The organism is Saccharothrix carnea (assembly GCF_003014735.1).
Lineage (GTDB): Bacteria > Actinomycetota > Actinomycetes > Mycobacteriales > Pseudonocardiaceae > Actinosynnema > Actinosynnema carneum.
Genome location: NZ_PYAX01000015.1, coordinates 34022 through 53296, shown reverse-complemented (window position 1 = coordinate 53296; position 19275 = coordinate 34022). Strand labels below are relative to the sequence as shown.

The 19275-nt window shown below is 72.3% G+C and carries 15 protein-coding genes; all 15 read left to right on the top strand.

Annotated elements, in window-relative coordinates:
- Positions 1-115: 115 nt before the first annotated feature.
- Positions 116-1762, top strand: a complete 1647-nt coding sequence (locus tag B0I31_RS32700) for a class I adenylate-forming enzyme family protein (protein ID WP_106619256.1) — start codon at positions 116-118, stop codon at positions 1760-1762.
- 3 nt (positions 1763-1765) lie between these two features.
- Entirely contained in the window at positions 1766-3418 is a 1653-nt protein-coding gene (locus B0I31_RS32695) for a condensation domain-containing protein (RefSeq protein WP_106619255.1), read from the top strand.
- Positions 3415-4731, top strand: coding sequence for an aminotransferase-like domain-containing protein (locus tag B0I31_RS32690; protein WP_342751521.1), 1317 nt, complete (start codon positions 3415-3417; stop codon positions 4729-4731). Before B0I31_RS32695 ends, B0I31_RS32690 begins: the two co-directional genes overlap by 4 nt.
- Positions 4732-4917: 186 nt before the next feature.
- On the top strand, positions 4918-6294 hold the full coding sequence (locus tag B0I31_RS32685; RefSeq protein ID WP_245950606.1) for a class I adenylate-forming enzyme family protein: 1377 nt from the start codon (positions 4918-4920) through the stop codon (positions 6292-6294).
- Complete coding sequence (locus B0I31_RS32680) at positions 6291-6539, top strand: hypothetical protein (protein ID WP_181320628.1); 249 nt, start codon at positions 6291-6293, stop codon at positions 6537-6539. Before B0I31_RS32685 ends, B0I31_RS32680 begins: the two co-directional genes overlap by 4 nt.
- Positions 6520-7593 carry a 4-hydroxyphenylpyruvate dioxygenase gene (hppD, locus tag B0I31_RS32675; protein WP_106619253.1) on the top strand — a complete coding sequence of 358 codons (1074 nt, stop codon included), beginning with the start codon at positions 6520-6522 and terminating at the stop codon, positions 7591-7593. Before B0I31_RS32680 ends, hppD begins: the two co-directional genes overlap by 20 nt.
- A gap of 13 nt (positions 7594-7606) precedes the next feature.
- On the top strand, positions 7607-8506 hold the full coding sequence (locus B0I31_RS32670) for a phytanoyl-CoA dioxygenase family protein (RefSeq protein WP_106619252.1): 900 nt from the start codon (positions 7607-7609) through the stop codon (positions 8504-8506).
- A 5-nt stretch (positions 8507-8511) separates the two neighbouring features.
- Positions 8512-9495 (top strand): thiamine pyrophosphate-dependent dehydrogenase E1 component subunit alpha, encoded by a 984-nt coding sequence (locus tag B0I31_RS32665; RefSeq protein ID WP_106619338.1) that lies wholly within the window; start codon positions 8512-8514, stop codon positions 9493-9495.
- Positions 9495-10463: an alpha-ketoacid dehydrogenase subunit beta gene (locus tag B0I31_RS32660; RefSeq protein WP_106619251.1), complete on the top strand. Its 969-nt coding sequence runs from the start codon at positions 9495-9497 to the stop codon at positions 10461-10463. The genes B0I31_RS32665 and B0I31_RS32660 overlap by 1 nt, the downstream gene beginning before the upstream one ends.
- A gap of 14 nt (positions 10464-10477) precedes the next feature.
- A complete protein-coding gene (locus B0I31_RS32655; RefSeq protein WP_106619337.1) occupies positions 10478-11398 on the top strand; it encodes an alpha/beta hydrolase in 921 nt (306 codons plus the stop codon).
- Between the two features lie 42 nt (positions 11399-11440).
- Entirely contained in the window at positions 11441-12586 is a 1146-nt protein-coding gene (locus tag B0I31_RS32650; RefSeq protein WP_106619250.1) for a glycosyltransferase, read from the top strand.
- A gap of 385 nt (positions 12587-12971) precedes the next feature.
- Positions 12972-13955, top strand: coding sequence for a zinc metalloprotease (locus B0I31_RS32645; protein WP_146174038.1), 984 nt, complete (start codon positions 12972-12974; stop codon positions 13953-13955).
- 17 nt (positions 13956-13972) lie between these two features.
- Complete coding sequence (locus B0I31_RS32640; protein WP_146174037.1) at positions 13973-15013, top strand: hypothetical protein; 1041 nt, start codon at positions 13973-13975, stop codon at positions 15011-15013.
- Positions 15013-18048: an ATP-binding protein gene (locus B0I31_RS32635; protein ID WP_245950604.1), complete on the top strand. Its 3036-nt coding sequence runs from the start codon at positions 15013-15015 to the stop codon at positions 18046-18048. The genes B0I31_RS32640 and B0I31_RS32635 overlap by 1 nt, the downstream gene beginning before the upstream one ends.
- On the top strand, positions 18045-19226 hold the full coding sequence (locus B0I31_RS32630) for a trypsin-like peptidase domain-containing protein (RefSeq protein ID WP_106619246.1): 1182 nt from the start codon (positions 18045-18047) through the stop codon (positions 19224-19226). The genes B0I31_RS32635 and B0I31_RS32630 overlap by 4 nt, the downstream gene beginning before the upstream one ends.
- The last annotated feature ends 49 nt before the right edge of the window (positions 19227-19275 follow it).

Sequence of the window (19275 nt, the reverse complement as noted above, 5' to 3'; positions counted from 1 at the left end):
CGGTGCTCGTCGCCGCAGTCCGCGAAGCGCCACAGCCCCACCGCCGCCGATGCGGGAACCCGACTTGGTGACATCCGTTCGGTGGTCCACTGTTCTCCGCAAACCGGGAGGTCTGATGAGTCGGGCGAACCTGCGCACCGCGCTGGCGCAGGACATGCGGGTCGGCGCGGGCAACGTGCTGCCCATGCTGCTGGAGCACGGCGCCGACCTGGACGCCCCGCGGATGACCTTCGACGTCGACGTGGACGGCATACCCGCGTGGACGCCGCTGTCGCTGCGCGACCTGGCCGAACGGGTCGCGGCGCGCGCGGACTGGTTCGCCCGCAAGGGGATCGGCCGACGCGACCCCGTCGCCTTGTTCGTCACGTCGGCGGCCGACGTGTTCCTCAACTTCTTCGCGCTCAACCACCTCGGCGCGATCCCGGCGCTGATGAACGGGAGCATGCCCATCGAGGTCGCCGCGGAGTTCGTCCGCAGGCTGCGCGGCGTCGGTGTGGTGGTAGACGCCGACCACGCCGCGCTGCGGGAGCACGAACTGGGCGTGCCGGTCCTGGGTGACGCGGCGGAGACCGGCACCGGTGATCCCGCCCAGGCACCCCCGCCGTACCGCCACCACGGCGACGACCCCGTGGCGATCACGCACTCGTCGGGCACCACCCGGATGCCGACGCCGGTCGTGCACTCGCACCACAGCCTGTTCGCCGCGGTGCGCGCGGTGCGGCTCACCGAAGCCAGGCCGTACGGGCAGGTGCGCGAGCTGTCCGTGCTGCCCGCCGCGCACGCCGCCGGGATCATCGTGGTGAACCAGGCGCTGTGCAACGGGTACGAGCTGCTGTGCCTGTCCGGGCAGGGAGGGCCGTTCGAGCACAGCGGCGAGGTGGTCCTGGACGCCATCGAGCGGTGGCGGCCGACCGGGGTGTTCGGCTTCGCGGTCACCTGGGCGGAGCTGGCGCGGTTCGACCTGACCCGGCGCGACCTGAGCTCGGTGCGCAACTGGTCCAGCACCGGGGACTGCGCGCACGAGGCGCACATCCGCAAGCTCGTCGCGGTCGGCAGCCACCCCGTGTGGACGCCGGACGGCGTGGTCGACGTGCCGGGCTCGAAGTTCATCGACACGCTCGGCTCGACCGAGATGGGCCACGCCGCGTTCGCCATGAGCCACCGGCTGGGCAGCGACCGCTACGACCGCTGCGTCGGCAAGCCGTACCCGTTCGCGGACGTGGCGCTGCTGGACGTGACGACGGGCGAGGAGGTGCCGGTCGGCCAGGTCGGACAGTGCGGGCTCAAGTCGCCGACCCTCGCGCCCGGCTACTGGAACGACTCGACCGCCACCTACCGCAACCGCCTCAACGGCTACTACCTGACCGGTGACCTGATGTACCGGGACGAGGAGGGTTACTACTACCACCTCGACCGGGCCAACGACGCGGTCGACCTCGGCGACGGTGACTGGCTCTACACCGCGTTGACCGAGGAGCGCATCCTCGCCCGGTGCCCGGACGTCCGCGACTGCACGGTCCTGGCGACCAGGCGGGAGGACGGTCCGCCGATCACCGACGTGCTGCTGGTGCTGCACGAGGGCGCCGACCCCGCGCTGGACCGGGGCGAGGAGGTCCGCGCCGCGGTCGGTGAGGCGGTGGCGCGCACGCTGCGCCGGGTCGACGTCGTGCCCGACGCGCAGCTGACGGTCGGGCCGACCGGGAAGGTGCGCAAGTTCCTCATGCGGCAACGGGTTCTGGCGGACGCGCCCCACGGGAGGTAGTTCGTGCGGTATCCGCTGTCGTTCGCGCAGGCGCACGCGCTGTCCCTGCCCGAACCCCTGTCCCACGCGACCTGGCTGGACGGTCCGGTCGATCCCGTCGCGCTGCAACGGGCGATGGACGTCGTGGTCGCGCGGCACTCGACGCTCCGGACCCGCGTCACCGCCTCCGGCGAGCAGGTCGTCTCGGAGGCGGGTGGCGTGGTGGTCGAGCACGTCGTCCTGCCCGACGACGTAGAGCGGGCCGAGTCGGTCGCCGCGGCGCTGGTCGAGCGGCCGTTCGACCTCGCCCGCGACCCGTTGCTGAGGGCCGCCGTGATCGAGGTCGGCACGGACCGGTTCCTGTTCGTGCTGGTGGCGCACCGGGTCGTCGTCGACGGCTCGGCACTGGTGATGCTGATCGCCGATCTGTCCACTGTGTACCGCGAAGGACTGTCCGCGCTGCCGCGGTCGTGGATGGACTACGGGGACTACGCCGTGTGGCAGCGCGAGCGGTTGGACGGCGAGGAGCTGGTGCGCCGGCTGGAGCACTGGCGCGAGGTGTTGCGCGACGCGCCCGCGCCGGTGCGGCTCCCGGCCGGACATCGTGCCGCGCGGGTGACGGCGGCGGTCGACCCCGCCGCGGTCCGACGACTGGTCGACGTGGCGGGCGGTGTCGGAGCCACCCTGTCCACGGCGTTCCTCGCCGCGTACGCCGTGGTGCTGGCCCGGTACGCCCGGCGGGACGACCTCGTGGTCGAGGTCCCGGTGAGCGGTCGCGTGCGCGTGGAGCTGGAGCCCATCGCGGGCCCGTTCGCCGACGCGGTCCCCGTCCGGGTGTCCCTGGCGGGCGAACCGGCGTTCGGTGACCTGCTCGTCCGGGTGCGGGACGCCACGGCGCACGCGTTGTCGCACGACGAGGTCCCGCTGGCGAAGCTCGCCGGGGAACTGGGGGTCGACCTGTCCGCGCCGCGGTTCACCTCCGGGCCGCCTGCCGCGCCGGCGCTCGACCTGCCCGGTGTGACCGTGCGGCGCCACGTCGTCCTGACGGGCACCGCCGAAGCCGACCTCGACCTGCGTGCGGACGAGAGCGGCGCCCTGACCCTGGAGCACCGCACCGACCCGGGGTTCGCCGCCTGGTTGCTGCGGTCGGTGGTGGCCGTGCTGGAGCACGCGGCCGCGGACACCGCGGTGGCGGAGCTGCCGGTACCGACTCCTGAGGGGGACTGGTCCGCGGTGACCGGACCGTCGTCGAATGGCGCGGTCAGGACCGTCACCGCGGCGCCGGAGTCCGAGGCGGACGAGAACCCGGTGCCGTCGCGTGGCCGGATCGAGGAGACCATGGCCGGGATCTGGGCCGAGCTCCTGCGCACCACCGAGCCGATCGGCCCGCACGACAACCTGTTCGGTCGCGGCAGCGGGTCGTTGACCGCGGTCCGGTTCGCCGCCCGGATCGCCGACCTCTACGGCGTCACCCTGCCGATGGACCGCATCTTCACCTCGCCCACGATCGCGGCCCTCGCCGAGGTCGTGTCGGCCGAACTCACTCCCGACCCGCCCGACGACTCAGCCCGCGACGCCGCGCTGGCCGACCTCTCCGATGACGAGCTGGACGACCTGCTGCGCGCGGTCGTGGCCGCTCGCGAGCGCCGCCGGGCCACCGAGGGGGACCTTCGGTGAGCCCGCCGCCGGTCACCGCGGAGAACATCGCCGACCTCGCCACCGGGACGTTGTTCGGCGCGTTGGAGGATCCGGCGCTCAACTCGATGAATTTCCTCAACGAGGTCGCGATCCACTATCCGGATGCGATACCGCTGGCGGCCGGCAGGCCGAGCGAGGAGTTCTTCGACCTGGAGGACGTGCACCGGTATCTGCGCGCGTTCTGCCGGTATCTCGCGGACGAACTGGGGCGTACCGAAGAACAGGTGCGGCGCACCGTATTGCAGTACGGTCGGACCAAGGGGATCATCCACGAACTGGTCGCGGAAAACCTGCGGCTGGACGAGGGCATCGCGATCGACCCGGAATCGGTGGTGGTCACGGCGGGTTGTCAGGAGGCGATGTTCCTCGTGCTGCGCGCGCTGCGCGCCGACGAGCGCGACGTCCTGCTCGCCGTGTCGCCCGCGTACGTCGGGCTGACCGGCGCGGCTCGGCTGGTCGACCTGCCCGTGCGCCCCGTGCGCACCGGCGAGCGCGGGATCGACCTGGACGACCTGGTCGCGGTGATCCGACGGGAGCGCGCTGCCGGACGCCGGCCGCGCGCGTGCTACGTGGTGCCCGACTTCGCCAACCCGTCGGGGTTGAGCCTGGACGTGGCGACCCGGCGGCGGCTGCTGGAGGTTGCCGCCGAGGAGGACATCCTGTTGATCGAGGACAACCCCTACGGGCTGTTCCACGGCGACGCGGACCGGATACCCACGCTCAAGGCCCTGGACGAGGGGCGACGGGTCGTCTACCTGGGCTCCTTCGCCAAGTCCGTGCTGCCCGGCGCACGGGTGGGCTACGCGGTCGCCGACCAGCGGGTGGTCGGCGCCGATGGCGTGGTCGGCCTGTTCGCGGACCAGTTGTCCAAGATCAAGAGCATGCTGACGGTGAACACGTCGCCGATCGCGCAGGCCGTCGTCGGCGGCAAGCTGCTGGCGCACGGCTGCCGCCTCACCGGTGCGACCGCGCCGGAGCGGCAGCTCTACGACCGGAACCTGCGGCACCTCGTGGCCGGGCTGGCCGAGCGCTTCCCGCCCGGAACGGGCGTCACGTGGACCGTGCCGACCGGCGGGTTCTTCGTCGTGGTCACCGTCCCGTTCGTGGTCGACGACGCGCTCTTGGAACGCTCCGCCCGCGACTACGGAGTGTTGTGGACACCAATGGGTCATTTCTACGACGACAGTTCGGAAGTCCGCGCCCTGCGCCTTTCCTGCAGTGTCGTTTCGGTCGACCGGATCGACCGCGGCCTCGATCGGCTGGCCGCATTGATCAATGACCGGCCGGGCTGATCGGGGAAGCTGATGATTCGTCGCGGCCGATTGGCCGATGGTGCGTCGGGTGAACCCTGACGTACGATTCGGCTCACTCGGTCAGCGGGTTGGTCGAAACTTCGGCGCAACTTTTTCGGAATCACGTTGCGGGACCAGGCGGGAGAACTGATGACAAAAGGCCTGGCGTCGGCCGGATCGACACTCGTGGCGAGTCCGGAATGGGTCGACGAGATCCTGCTGCGCGGCGCGGACGACGATTGCTGCCTCTATTCGGGCGGACCGGTCGACCGGGCCGCGCTGCGTCGGCTGGTCGCGCAACGGCAAGCCCGCCTGGCGGAGGCGGGGCTGCGCGCGGGCGGGTCGCTCGCGCTGCGCCTGCCGCCCTCGCTCGCGTACGTGGCCAACCTGCTCGCCGGGTGGCGCATCGGCGCCCAGGTGAGCCTGCTCGACCACCGGCTCACCGCGTTCGAGGTCGACGCCGCGCTCGGCAGGCTCGCACCCCAGGTGCTGGTCGAGCCGGGCCGGATCACGAGCAGCCCGCTCAGCCCGTTCGCGGACGTGGAGGAGACCGTCACGGCCCGCCCCGGTCGTCCCGCCGCGACACCGCACGCGGTGATCCAGTTCAGCTCCGGCTCCACCGGCCCGTCCAAGGTGATCGGCCGCACAGCCGCCGACCTGGTCGCCGAGATCGAGCGGTACACCCGGATCGACGGCGTGCCGCTGCCGGGCGAGCGGATCGTGGTGCTGGCCTCGATGGTGCACGTGCTCGGCCTGGTCGGCGCCCTGCTGTACGGCCTGCACGCCGGTGTCCAGGTCAGGCCGCCCGAACGGCTCACCGGCGACAGCGTGCTGGACGCGGTCGCGGCCGAGCCGAGCCCGGCGACGGTGCTGGGCGTGCCGTTCCACATCGGACTGCTCGCGTCCGTGGTGGACCCGCCGTCCCTGCCGCAGCTCAAGCGGATGACCACCGGCGGCGAGCCGGTGCCCGCCGCGACCGCCGCCGCCTTCACCGGGAAGTACGGCGTGCCGCTGGGCAACATGTGGGGGATGACCGAGGTCGGCGTGATCGCCACCGACCTGTTCGGCGAGCACCGGCCCGCCCTCACCCCGGCCCCCGGGCTGTCGGTCGTCGAGCGCGACGGCGAGCTGCTGGTGAGCCGGGCGGAATCGCCGTACGTCGGCCTGTCCGACCCGGACCGGTGGGCGGACGGCTGGCTGCACACCAGGGACGCGGGCGCGGTCGACCCGGGCACCGGGCTCGTCACCGTCAAGGGGCGCCTCGACTCCCAGGTGTCGGTCGGCGGCCTGAAGGTCGACCTGACCGAGGTGGAGGCGACGTTGGCCGAACTGCCGGGCGTGGTGGCGGCCGTGGTGCTGCACGACGACGTCATCACCGCCTACGCGCAGCTCGACGCGCCCGCCACGGCGTCATCCGTCCAAGCGGCCCTGGCCGAACGGCTCGCCGCCTACAAGAGACCGCGACGGCTGCAGGTCCTCGACGTGATGCCCCGCACCACCACCGGAAAGCTGGTCCGCGACCGCTCGGTGCTCCGCCAGGCCGCGCAGGGGGTGGCGCGATGAGCGTGCCACCCGACCGCGAGGACATCCTGGCGATGCTCGCGAGCCTCGACGGCAGGCCCGCGCAGGACGTCCCCGAGATGATCGAATCGATGGAACTGGCCTGGCTGGTGCACCAGGTCGAACAGCGCTACGGCGTGCGCATGGAACTCGACAGCGGTCAGTACGGCCGCATGACCACCGTCTCGGGAGCCGCTGACGTGCTCCGGGAAGTGATCGGGATGCCTGATGAACATTTCCGGGATTGACCACATCGAGTTATACGTGGGTGACGCGAGGCAGACGGCGTTCTACCTCTGCACCGCCTTCGGGTTCGAGATCTGCGGTCAGGGCGGCCCCGAGACCGGGCTGCCCGGCCGGCGCTCGCTGCTGCTGCGACAGGGTGACATCCAGGTCGTGCTGACGACCGGCCTGGTCGCCGACCACCCGGCAACCGAGTACGTGCGACGGCACGGTGACGGCGTGGCGGTCGTCGGGATCGGGGTGGACGACGCCCGTGCCGCCTACCGCGTCCTCACCGAACGCGGCGCCGAACCGGTCTCACCGCCCCGCGAGCACGGGCGTGACGACCAGCGGGTCGTCGTCGCCGAGGTCTCCGGCTTCTCCGACGTGACGCACCGGCTGGTCGAGCGGCACGGCTCGCCGCGCGAGTTCCTGCCCGGCGCGATCGAGGTGACCGAGCCCGAGCCGGACACCGACGGCAAGCTGCTGCGCGCGATCGACCACCTGGCGATCTGCGTGCCGGTCGGCGGCCTCGAGCCGACCGCGCGGTACTACGTCGAGGTGTTCGGGTTCAAGCAGATCTTCGAGGAGTACGTCGAGGTCGGTGGGCAGGGCATGTTCTCCAAGGTGGTGCAGAGCCCGTCCGGGCACGTCACCTACACGTTGATCGAACCGGACCCCGCGCGCCAGCCGGGGCAGATCGACAACTTCCTGACCTGGCACGCGGGTGCGGGCGTCCAGCACGTCGCGTTCGGCACCGACGACATCGTCAAGGCGGTCAGCACGCTCGGCGACAAGGGCGTGCGGTTCCTCGGCACGCCGGGCGCCTACTACGACACGCTCGAAGAACGGGTCGGCCACCTGGACGCGCCGCTGGACGAGCTGCGCCGGCTCGGCGTGCTGGTCGACCGGGACCACTGGGGGCAGTTGCTGCAGATCTTCACCGAGTCGATGCACGTGCGCCGGACGCTCTTCCTGGAGATCATCGAGCGGCGGGGCGCGCTGACCTTCGGCAGCGGGAACATCAAGGCGCTGTACGAGGCGAAGCAGGGCGAGCTGTCCGGCACGACGGCCGGCTGAAGGGGAGAGCACCGTGAACGAGTTCGCGCTGACCGAGCGGGAGCGCGCCCTGCTCCCGACCGACGACGAGGTCCGGTTCTACGCCGAGCACGGCTGGTACCTGTCGAAGAAGCTGTTCTCCGACGACGAGGTCGACGAACTGGCCGCGGCGGTCGACCGGTACTACGCGGGGGAGCGGAGCCGCCTGCTGCCGACGCGCCCGCCCCGGCTGGCCTACTGGACGCCCGAGCACGGCGACGTCCAGCGCCACAACGACTACGTGCACTACGAGAGCGACCCGATCGCCAAGGCGCTGCTCAAGCCGCTGATCGGCGCGGTGGCCGCGCGGCTGGCGGAGGCCGACGAGATCCGGGTGTTCCAGTCGACCCTGATCTACAAGCCGCCGATCGCCGAGGAGCCGTCGAACGTCGTGCCCTGGCACTTCGACAAGCACTACTGGTCGTCTTCCTCGTCGGACCGGATGCTCACCGCGTTCATCCCGTTCCACGACTGCGACGAGGAACTGGGCACGATCACCATGGTCGACGGCAGCCACCGCTGGGAGGAGGTCGGCTCGGACGACAGCGCCACCAAGCACTTCGCCGAGCGTGACCCGGACCACCTGGAGAACCTGCTCACCGCCAATGCCGAGCACAACGGCACCACGGTCCGGAAGATCCCGATGATCATCCCCAAGGGACACCTGAGCTTCCACCACTGCCGGACCTACCACGGCAGCGGGCCCAACCGCTCCACCCGGCCGCGCCAGGCCATCTCGCTGCACCTGCAGGACGGTGACAACGCCTACCGCGAGTTCCCCCTGTCCGATGGCAACCTGGCCTTCTACAACCACGACTCCCTCGTGCGGCGCACCCCGGACGGCAAGCCGGACTACGCCGACCCGGAGTTCTGCCCGCCCGTGTGGCGCTCCTGACCACCGTGGCGGCACACGCACCGGACACCGACGTCGGCCTGTACCGCACGGTGCGGCTGATCCGCCGTTTCGAGGAGCGGGCGGTCGAGCTCGTCCGCTCCGGTGACATCATCGGTGGCATCCACCCGTACACGGGCCAGGAGGCCATCGCCGCCGGTGTGTGCGCGGCGCTGCGCTTGGACGACATGATCACCAGCACCCACCGCGGGCACGGGCACGTGCTCGCCAAGGGCGCCGATCCCGCCCGGGTGCTCGCCGAGCTGGCCGGTCGCGCCACCGGGCTGAACAAGGGCCGCGGCGGGTCGATGCACGCCGCGGACTTCGCGTTGGGCATCCTCGGCGCGAACGCGATCGTCGGCGCCAACGGCGCGATCACCGCGGGCGCGGCCTGGGCCGCCCGGCAGAGCGGCGGCGACCAGGTCGCGGTGAGCTTCTTCGGCGACGGCGCGGTCAACCAGGGCGTGCTGCTGGAGGCGATGAACCTGGCCTCCCTGTGGCGGCTGCCGGTGTTGTTCGTCTGCGAGAACAACGGCTACGCCACCACCCTGACCGTGTCGGATGCCGTCGCGGGCACGATCACCGGGCGTGGCGAGGCGTTCGGGATGCCGTCGGCGACGGTGGACGGGATGGACCCGCGCACGGTGCTCGCCGCGGCGCGCGAGGCGGTGGACCGCGCCCGCGCGGGCGGCGGGCCGTCGCTGGTCGAGTGCCTGACCTACCGGTTCGACGCGCACCACACGTGGGAGCACAAAGCCCGGGTGCGCTACCGCGACGACGCCGAGGTCCTCAGTGGACGCGAGCGGGATCCGGTGGAGATCCAGGGCGTGCGGCTGGCCGGCGGTGAGCGGGCACGGGTCGACGCGGAGGTCGAGTCCATGATGGACACCGCGGTCGCGTTCGCGCTCGACAGCCCGCACCCCGACCCCGTGGGCGCGCTCGACCACCTGTACGCCACCGGCATGCGCGCGCGTCCGGGCGGTGGTGGGTGATGCCGTGGCTGTCCTACCAGAAGGCGCTCAACCGCGCGCTGGGCGACGAACTGGCCCGCGACCCGGCGGTGTTCGTGCTGGGCGAGGACGTCCGGGTCGCGGTCTCCAACGTGACCGCGGGCCTGCTCAAGCGGTTCGGGCCGGACCGGGTGCTGGACACGCCGCTGTCGGAGCAGGCGTTCACGAGCTTCGCGACCGGGGCGGCGCTGGGCGGGCGGCGGCCGGTGATCGAGTTCCAGATCCCGGCGCTGCTGTACCTGGCGTTCGAGCAGATCGTCAACCAGGCGCACAAGTTCTCGCTGATGACCGGTGGTCAGACCCGCGTGCCGGTGACGTACCTGGTGCCCGGTTCCGGGTCGAAGACCGGCTGGGCCGGACAGCACTCCGACCACCCGTACGCCCTGTTCGCCCACGCCGGGGTGAAGACGGTGGTGCCGGCCACGCCCGAGGACGCCTACGGCCTGTTGACCACGGCGATCCGGGACGACGACCCGGTGGTGGTGTTCGCACCGGCGGCGGCGCTCGGCGTCCGGGTGGACGTCGATTTCGACGCGCTGGCCCCGGTGCCGCTCGGTGTCGGCCGGGTCCACCGCGCGGGCGAGGACGTCACGGTCGTGGCGGTCGGGCACCTCGTGCACGACGCGCTGGCGGTCGCCGAGGAGTTGGCCGGTGACGTCTCGGTCGAGGTGTTCGACCCGCGCACGGTGTACCCGTTCGACTGGGACGGGCTGGCCGCCTCGGTGGCCAGGACCGGTCGGCTGGTCGTGGTCGACGACTCCAACCGCATGTGCGGCATCGCGGCCGAGGTCGTGGCCACCGCGGCCGAGCGGTGCGACCTGACCGCGCCGCCCGTCAGGGTCACCAGGCCGGACGGCGCCGTGGTCCCGTTCGCCCTCGGGCTCGACCTCGCCGTGCAACCCGATCGCGCCCAGCTGACCGCCGCGATCCAGAAGGTGCTCAAGCAGTGACGACGGAGGCCCGCATGCCACTGGACCCGCCGCTCAGGACGATGCCCGAGGGCGCGGCCTCCCCACCGCTCTACACCCTGTCGATCGAGGAGGCGCGGGCCGCCGACCTCGCCGCGATCCGGGCGGCGGCGGGCGCGGGCGAGCCGGTGCGCCACGTCACCGACCGGCAACTCCCCGGACCGGGCGGCGACCTGCCGATCCGGGTCTACCGCCCGGTGGACGCGGTCGGGCCCCTGCCCACCCTGGTCTACTTCTTCGGCGGCGGGTGGGCGCTGGGCAGCATCGAGACCTCCGACGAGATCTGCCGCGCCCTGGCCAACGCGGTGCCGTGCCAGGTGATCACCGTCGGCTACCGGCTGGCGCCCGAGCACAAGTTCCCCGCCGCCGTCGACGACTGCCGCACGGCCGTCGCCTGGATCGCCGCGAACGCGGCCGAGCTCGGCGTCGACCCCGCCCGCCTCGCCGTGGCGGGCGACAGCGCCGGCGGCAACCTCGCGGCCGCGGTGACCCTCGACCGCGGTGGGCCCGCGCTGGCCGCCCAGGTGCTGGTCTACCCCAACACCGACCACCGCGGCGACACCGCGTCCATGCGCGAGAACGACGACCCCGCCGCGTTCAACCGCCGATCCGTCGCCTGGTACTGGGGCCACTACCTGGCGAGCCCGGACGACGGCCGCGACCCGCGGGCCTCACCCCTGCTCGCCGAGGACCTCACCGGCCTGCCGCCGGCACTCGTCATCACCGCCGAGCACGACCCGCTGCGCGACGAGGGCGAGCTGTACGCCGAACGACTGCGCGAGGCCGGTGTGCCCGTGGTCGCGACGCGTTATGCCGGGGTGGCGCACGGCTTCTTCGCCATGTCGGGCGTGGTGGACGCGGCTCGTGAGGCGCGGGCCGAGGTCGCCGCGTTCCTGCGCACCCACCTCGGTCGGTGAAACCGATGTCGCCGACGCCACGTTCGAGAGGGCTCTGAACCCGTGCGCATCCTCTTCTCCAGCCTCGGTTTGTACGGGCACACCTTCCCCCTGCTGCCGCTCGCCGTCGCCGCGCGGGAGCTCGGCCACGACGTCGACTACTTCACCGGCAGGCTCTTCTCGGATGTCCTGGCCTCACACGGCATCGAGCACATCGTGGGCGGCATGTCGCCGCGCAAGGCGTTCGAGTCCGCGATGGCGGGCGTCAGGCCCGAGAACCCGGGCGAGGTCGACGCCGAGCGGGTCGCGTTCACGTTCGCCTCGGTGCTGCCGCGCAGCTTCGCCACCGGGCTCGCGCCGGTCCTCGCCGAGCGCAAGCCCGACCTGGTCGTGCACGAGTTCGGCAACCCCGGGGCGGGCCTGGCCGCGAAGGTCGCGGGCGTGCCGGCACTGTGCCACTCGTACGGTCGGATGTGGCAGGAACCGGATTTCGCCGAGCCCGCGCGCGACTACCTCACCGCCCTCGGCGCGGAGTTGGGCGTCGAGGTGCCCCGCACCGACCCCATGGCGCTGGGCCACCCGTACCTCGACATCTGCCCGCCTTCGGTGCAGAACCCGGCGTTCCTGGCCTCGTCGGTGCACCGGATCCCGTTGCGGCCGGTGGCGTTCGCCGCACCGGGTGAGTTGCCGTCGTGGGTCGCGGAGCACCGGGAGCCCTTGGTGTACCTGACGTTGGGCACCGCGTTCAGCGAGGCGGCACTGCTGCGCACCGCCGTCGACGGCCTGGCGGCGGTGGGCGCGAGGGTGCTCGTGTCCGCGGGGCGGAAGGTCGATCCGGAGGCGCTGAGCGGACTGCCGGACAACGTCGTGGTGCTGCCGTGGGTGTCCCAGGGCGACCTACTGCCCCACGCGGACCTCGTGGTCCACCACGGCGGCGCGGGCACCACCTTGGGCACGTTCGGCGCGGGCGTGCCGCAGCTCGTCCTGCCGCAGGCGGCCGACCAGTTCAACAACGCCGAGGTGGTGACCGAGACCGGACTGGGCGACCACCTGTTGCCCGAGAACATGACCGCCGAGGCGATCGCGGCCAAGGCGCGGCGGCTGCTCACCGACGAGTCCGTGCGCGACGCGGCCCGCGCGATGGCCGCAGAGGTGGCCGCGATGCCGTCGCCGCACGACGTCGCCCGCACGCTGCCCGACTACACCTGACAGGCCGCCGCGCCCACCGGGGACGCGGTCCGCTTCGGGCAGGCGGCTCAGCAGTCGCCGCAGCGCCGACACCGTGCTGCACATCCTCGAACCACTCGACGCCGCCCTGCTGCGCCAACGGCTGTGAGGACTGCGCCGGGGTCGCAGTCATCCGGCTCGATCGTGACAGCCTCCGGGGACCGCTGACCGCGTGCGTCGTCGTCGAGCCTGGCAGGGGGATGCGGCGTCCTCGAACGGGTCGGTTCGGCCGCGCGCTGTGAGCGATGGGTGCAAGTTCACCCGTTCGGATGAAGAAATAAGCCTAACCGGACGATGGTCAACGGCGACACCTATAGGCAAAGGGGCAACCTCGGAGGCAGCTGTGAACGCTCAAGGAAACGATGTCGTGCTCGAATCACTACCCGACGCGGTCGTTGCCGCGATGGAGGTGCGGGACGGGTGGCGCAAGCGCAAGGGACAGGAGGAAGGCCTGGAGTTCCTGATCTCCGATCTGGCGCGGTGGCGGCCGGGGTCGACGGTCCGGGTGGCGTTCCTCGACGGTGACGACGCGCTGCACAAGGACATCGCGGAGGCCACCGGGCAGATCACCGACGCGTGCGACCTCCGCCTCGACTTCGGTGAGTCGGGTGGCAGGTACCGGCGGTGGAAGACCACGGACACCACCTATGCGGCCGAGATCCGGGTCAGCTTCGACAAGGGCGGCTTCTGGTCGCTCGTCGGCACCGACAGCACCGACCGCACCATCAGCGACCCGCTCAACGGCATCGGCGGCGGACCCGGCCAGCGCAGCCTCAACCTCGGCGGGTTCGCCACCCGGAAGCCCGACCGCTGGCAGGGCACCGTCCGCCACGAGTTCCTGCACGCCCTGGCCTTCCACCACGCCCACCAGAACCTGCGCGGATCGTGCCAGGACGAGTTCCGCTGGGAGGACGACCCGGGCTACGTCCCCACCCGCGACGATCGCGGCGTGTTCGTCCCCGACCCGGCGGGCCGCAGGCCCGGGATCTACACCTACCTCGGCGGGCAGCCCAACAACTGGCCGCGCAGCAAGGTCGACCACAACCTGCGCACCGTCGAGTCGCCCGATGTGATCGCGGGTCCGTTCGACCCGAAGTCGGTCATGCTCTACCGGTTCCAGCCGTTCTTCTACAAGAGCGACCCGAGCGCGTGCGCCCCGGCCGGCGACGGGCTCAACCTGTCCGAGGGCGACAAGCGCGGCCTCGACCTGCTCTACCCCCACACGGAGGCGGACGTCCACCGCCTCCGCGAACGGGCCACGGCGGCACTGCAGGCGCTGACCGGCGAAGAGGGCAACGGCAGCCGCTCGGCGTTCGAGCAACGGGTCGTCGACCTCCTCGGCGACTGGTGATCGGGCGGGTGGCCGCCGTGGTGCTGACCGAAGAGCAGTACAAGCAGGTCGCCGACCTGATCCTGGACCACGTGGGCGACCCGCCGAACACCGGTACCGTGCGCGACCTGTTCGGGCCCGAGGCGCTGCGCCGCGCACCCGCCGGCTTCAACGGCTACCACAGGGTGCGCTGCTGGCTCGACCACACGCTGGCGCAGCCCACCGCCGAGCTGTTCATCACCGTGGTGGAGATGGTCGACCAGGCCGGGGAACTGGTCTCGGTGCACCAGACCATCCGAGGTCTGCGCGACCGGACGATCGTGTGGCGAACGATCCGGACCGGCGACGTCTGGATGCCCGAGGGTTCGCCGTTCGCCGACCGGGACGCCCTGCGCAAAGCCATGGCCGACATCGCCACGGGCGGCGGTCCGCCGGTCGCCACGATCGACGGACCGACCGGGTACGGCAAGCGGACCATGGCCGAGTACATCGCCACCTGCGCGCGATGGCACGGCAACTACACGCCGCTGGTCGAGCAGCTGGAACGGCACGACGACCCGGGGTACGTCGACTACCTGGCGGCGCAGCTGCGGATCAAGCTCGGGATCGTGCCGCAGTCGGCCAACGACGCCGAACCGGAGCGGCGCGCCGTGACGCTGGCGAGGAACCTGGCGTCCGCGGCCGTCTACAGCGACACCCCGGTGTGGTTCGTGGCGAACCTGGTCCGCTCCGAGCAGGACCCGGGCGTGCTCACGTTCCTGGACGAGCTGATGCTCCAGATCCGGCGGAGCCGTCTGCTCGCGGCGAAGCTGCGGGTGACGGTGCTCGGCGACTTCGGCGCGGTCCGGCTGGCCAACCTGCCGGAGCTGGAGCACCGGCACGCGCTCGGTGAGATCGCCGAACCGGACGTGGCCGCCTGGCTGGCCGCCGCTGCTCCCGGCAAGGACCAGGAGCTCTACCACCTCACCGCGGCGAGCATCATGCGCAGCCTGGCCGAGGACCGCCCCACGCCCCGACTCCGCCTGCGGCTGCTGGCGCAGAAGTGCGTCGACGCCCACCGACTGCTGCTGGGGGCGTGATGGACTCCGGTGAGTACCTCGGCGAGCTGCTGGGGCTGGTGTTCGAGGACTCGCAAGACCTCCAGAAGTTCCTCGTGCTGGAAGGCATCCGGGTCAGCTCGCCGCCACCGGGTGTCGGGCACACGGCGTTCACCCGGCGGGTCGCCACCGACCTGATCCGCAGGACAGCGGTGGACGACCGGCTGTTCGCGGCGCTGGCCCGACGCGCGCCGGACCTGACCGGTCAGATCCGCCACGTCGCGAACTACTACCTCGGCGACGTACCCACCGCGAGCACGCCGGAGCGGTCCACCCCGCCGACCGACCCTCCCGATTTCGCCGCGCGGCTGCGGGACGTGCTGTCGCGGTCCCGGGTCCGCACCGACGAGGAAGTGGCGCTCGACGCCGACCACCGGCCGTGGACGACCGCGGCCGCCGTGCTCGGCGCGTTCCGGCCCGGCCGGCTGCGCCCGCTGGAGCCCACCACGACGTCGGCGCGGGTGACGCTGGCCGGGTTGTGCCGCACCCGCGCAGACGGGCGGTGGGTGCTGCTGGACGACGTCCGGTCGGCGTGCCTGGCCCGCCTGTTCCACGACGGGTCGCTGGGCGCCGCGCTCGACGCGAACGCCGACCTGCCCGACACCTGGCGCGACAAGGTGCGGGACCTGGTCTTCGGGTCCGGTATCCCCGACTCGGCCTGGGAGAGCACCGACGAGCTGGCGGAGTACGCGGCCGTGTGCCGCTGCCTGGAGCCGGTCGGCATCATCGACGAGACCGTGGGGATCACCGTGGAGGCGGTGCTGGAGCGGCGGGCTCTCCTCGACCCGCTGCGTGCTCTGGTCGGCACGCACTTCCGCGGCCGAGTGCGGGAGCGGGGGATCGTCGCCGACTTCGTCGCCGGTCGCACGCCGTTCACGCAGCTGACCGTGTGCGGGCCCGGCGGGGTGGGCAAGTCGAGCCTGCTCGGCAGCGCGCTGCTCGATCTCGAACTGCGGGCGATGTCCGCGGTCCCGTTCGCCTACCTCGACTTCGACCGCGTGCGCAACGACCCCCACGACGGCGCCGGCCTGCTGGGGCAGATCACGCGGCAGGTGCGGTTGCAGTACGCCGCGACCGACGACGCCCGGCTGTTCGCCGCCGTGGAGAGCGCGTCCGACCGGATCGACCTCGTCTCGGCGTCGGAGATCCTCGACGTCGACCTCACCGCCGAGCGGGAACTGCCCGAGCTGGTGGGGTTGTTCGCCGACCAGCTCGGCACCCTGCTGGAGGACGTGCTGACCAGCGAGTCGCCGGTGTCGCTGGTGCTGTTCCTCGACACCATGGAGGAGGTCCAGCTGAAGGGACCGGGCGCGGTACGCGACCTGGCGGACTTCCTCCACCTGCTGCACGCGCGGGTACCCGGCCTGCGGGTCGTGTCGTCCGGGCGCGGCGACCCGCCGGCGTTCCCGGGGTTCGCCCAACCCCACGTGGTGCTGTTGGGGGACTTGGACGACGAGTCCGCCGAACTGGTCCTGGCCGACCTCGGCGTCACCGACCGGGCGTTGCGCCGCACCGTCGTGCGGCGCTTCGGTGGCAACCCGCTGACATTGCGGCTGGCCGCCGATGTCGTCCGCAAGGTGGGGGCGGACGCCGTGGACGACGTCGTCGGGCGCGCCGACGCGGTCACCGGGATCGCGGGGGAGCAGGTGCTCGGGCTGCTCTACGACCGCGTCCTCGCCCACATCGGCGACCCCGAGGTGCGGCGCGTCGCCCACCCCGGTCTCGCGGTGCGGCTGGTCACCGTCGACGTGCTGCGCCGGGTGCTCGCCGAGCCGTGCGGCTTCGACCCCGAGGACGCGGAGTCGCTGTTCGAGCGGCTGCGGGCCGAGGTCGGCCTGTTCGAGGCAGACGGGCCGGACGTGCTGCGGCACCGGCAGGACGTGCGTGCGCTGATGCTGCGGACGATGCGCGACGAACCGTCTCGCGCGTCGACCCTGGCGAGGGTCCACGAGTTGGCGATCAAGTACTACCAGGGCCGCGACTCGGTCGAGGACCGCGCCGAGGAGGTCTACCACTGGCTGATGAGCGGCACGGACCCGCGCCGGCTCGACCGGCTGTGGCATCCCGACCTGCGCCGCCTGCTCGCACCCGCGCTCGGTGAGCCGCTGCCGCCCGCCGCGGCGCGGTGGCTGGAGCGCCGGATGGGCCTGGGCGAGCGGGGCCAGGCCGCCTGGGACCAGGGGGACTGGGAAGCCGACGCCTTCCTGCGGGCCACCTCGTGGCTGTCGTCCGGTGACGCGGACGCGGCGCTGGCCGTGCTCGCCGAACGGCCCGAACGACTGCCCGGCAGCGCGCTGCACGCCGTGGAAGTGCGTGCCCGGCTGGCCGCGGGCGACGTCGACGGCGCCGACACCGCGCTGCACGACGGCATCGCCGCCACCGTCGACGGCGACCGCGCCACCCACGCCGACCTGGCGGAACTCGCCGTCGAGGTCCGCGCCCGGCAGCACGACCCCTCCGGTGTGGTCAGGGCCGCCCGGTGGGCGGCGCGCGTCTGCGACCTGCTCGGCGACCGGACCCGCGCGATAGGCGTGCTCACCGACGCGATCAGGTGGCTGCGCGTCCTCGGCGAGCCCGCCGGTGACCTCGGCGACCAACTCGCCGCCCGGTTCGGCGAACTGGGCCGCGCGGAGATGGTGGCCGACCCGAACCTCGTCCGCCGCGTCCTGCACGTGGCGGGCCCCGACGAGGAGTCGGTGCTCCACCACGCCGCGACCGAGGTGGGCGACCGGACCGAGATCGACACCGGGGTGTTCGTCGCGGACTCGTACGCCGTGGCCAAGGTGCTGTCGCAGACCTCCGACGACGCGGCACCCGCGCTGGCGCGACTGGCCGACGAGGTCGGCCTGCGCGGACGGCGCCAGGACCTCGTGGAGTTGGCGCGGCAGGTCGTGCGGACCGGCCGCACCGGCCGCGCCATCGCGATCGGCCTCGACCGGGCGGTCGGCGACGTCGACATGCCCCGCCTGGTCGTCGACACCCTCGTTCGCGCCCCTGACGTCAGGAAATCGACATGACCTTCGCCCACCTCAGCCCGCAGGCCCTCGCCGAGGTCCGCCAGGCGGCCATCTCGGTCGGGTTCGCCGACACCGAGCAGCTGAAGGCGCTGACCTCCAGCATGGAGCCCGCCTACGTCGCGGTGGCCGCCCAAGGCGGCAATCCGCTGGCCCGCCTGATCTCGTTGCTCAACCGGATGAACACCACCCGCGCCCTGGTGTCGGGCGAGGTGCCGATGTGGGAGTGGCTCAACCAGGCCATCCCGCTGTCCGGTGGCCTCCCCGAGGAGATGGTGTTCCGCCGCGCGCTGGAGATCGTCTCCCCGGACGGGGTCGCCCGTCCCGGCACCGCGCCCACCGACGTGCCGCGCGAGGTGCCCGACGAGGTGGCCGCGCTGCCCGTGGCGGACGGTGACCTCGAAGTCGTGATCCTGAAGGACGACACGCTCGCGGTCGACTTCCTGCACATCGGCGTCGAGGTGGCGCGATCAGTGGCCAAGGTGGTCGTGCACCGGCACTTCGACGGCGTGCCGTCCACCGTGGCGGGAGGCGCTCCCGAGGTCGGGGACGGCACCGCCTGGATGATCGGCCCGAGGCTCCTGATCACCAACCACCACGTGGTCAACGCCCGGATCGGGCTGGACGCCAAAGTCGCGAGTGACCTCGACTTCGCCCTGCAAGGCCGGACCGCGAAGGTGGAGTTCGACTTCTACCGCCTGGACTCCGCGCCCCACCGGACGAGGTCGGTCGAGTGCGTGGCGGCCGATCGCGAACTGGACTACGCGATCCTGCGCCTGGCCGACGACCCGCCGCCCCGGCCACCGCTGCGGCTGCGCCCCAGCCCGCTGCTCAAACCCCGGGGCCGGGAACTGGACGAGCGGGTCAACGTGCTCCAACACCCCGGCGGCAACCCGATGCGGCTGGGCTTCCGCAACAACTACGTCGTCACCGGCACCGCCGACCACCTCAGCTACCTCACCGACACCGCCGGCGGCTCCTCCGGCTCCCCGATCTGCGACGACGCCTGGTCCGTCGTCGCGCTGCACCGAGGCTGGCGGGTCATCCCCGGCGACCCGCTGACCGTGCGCGGGCAGGAGGTCAAGCAGGAGAACTACGGCACCCCGATCGGCAGGATCCTCGACCACCTCGCCGCGAACCACCCGACCGTGCACGCCGAGGTGTTGGCCGGACAGGTCTGAGCGCGGTGACGCGCCAAGCCGTGCGCAGACGCCACTGGGGGCGGGCCGC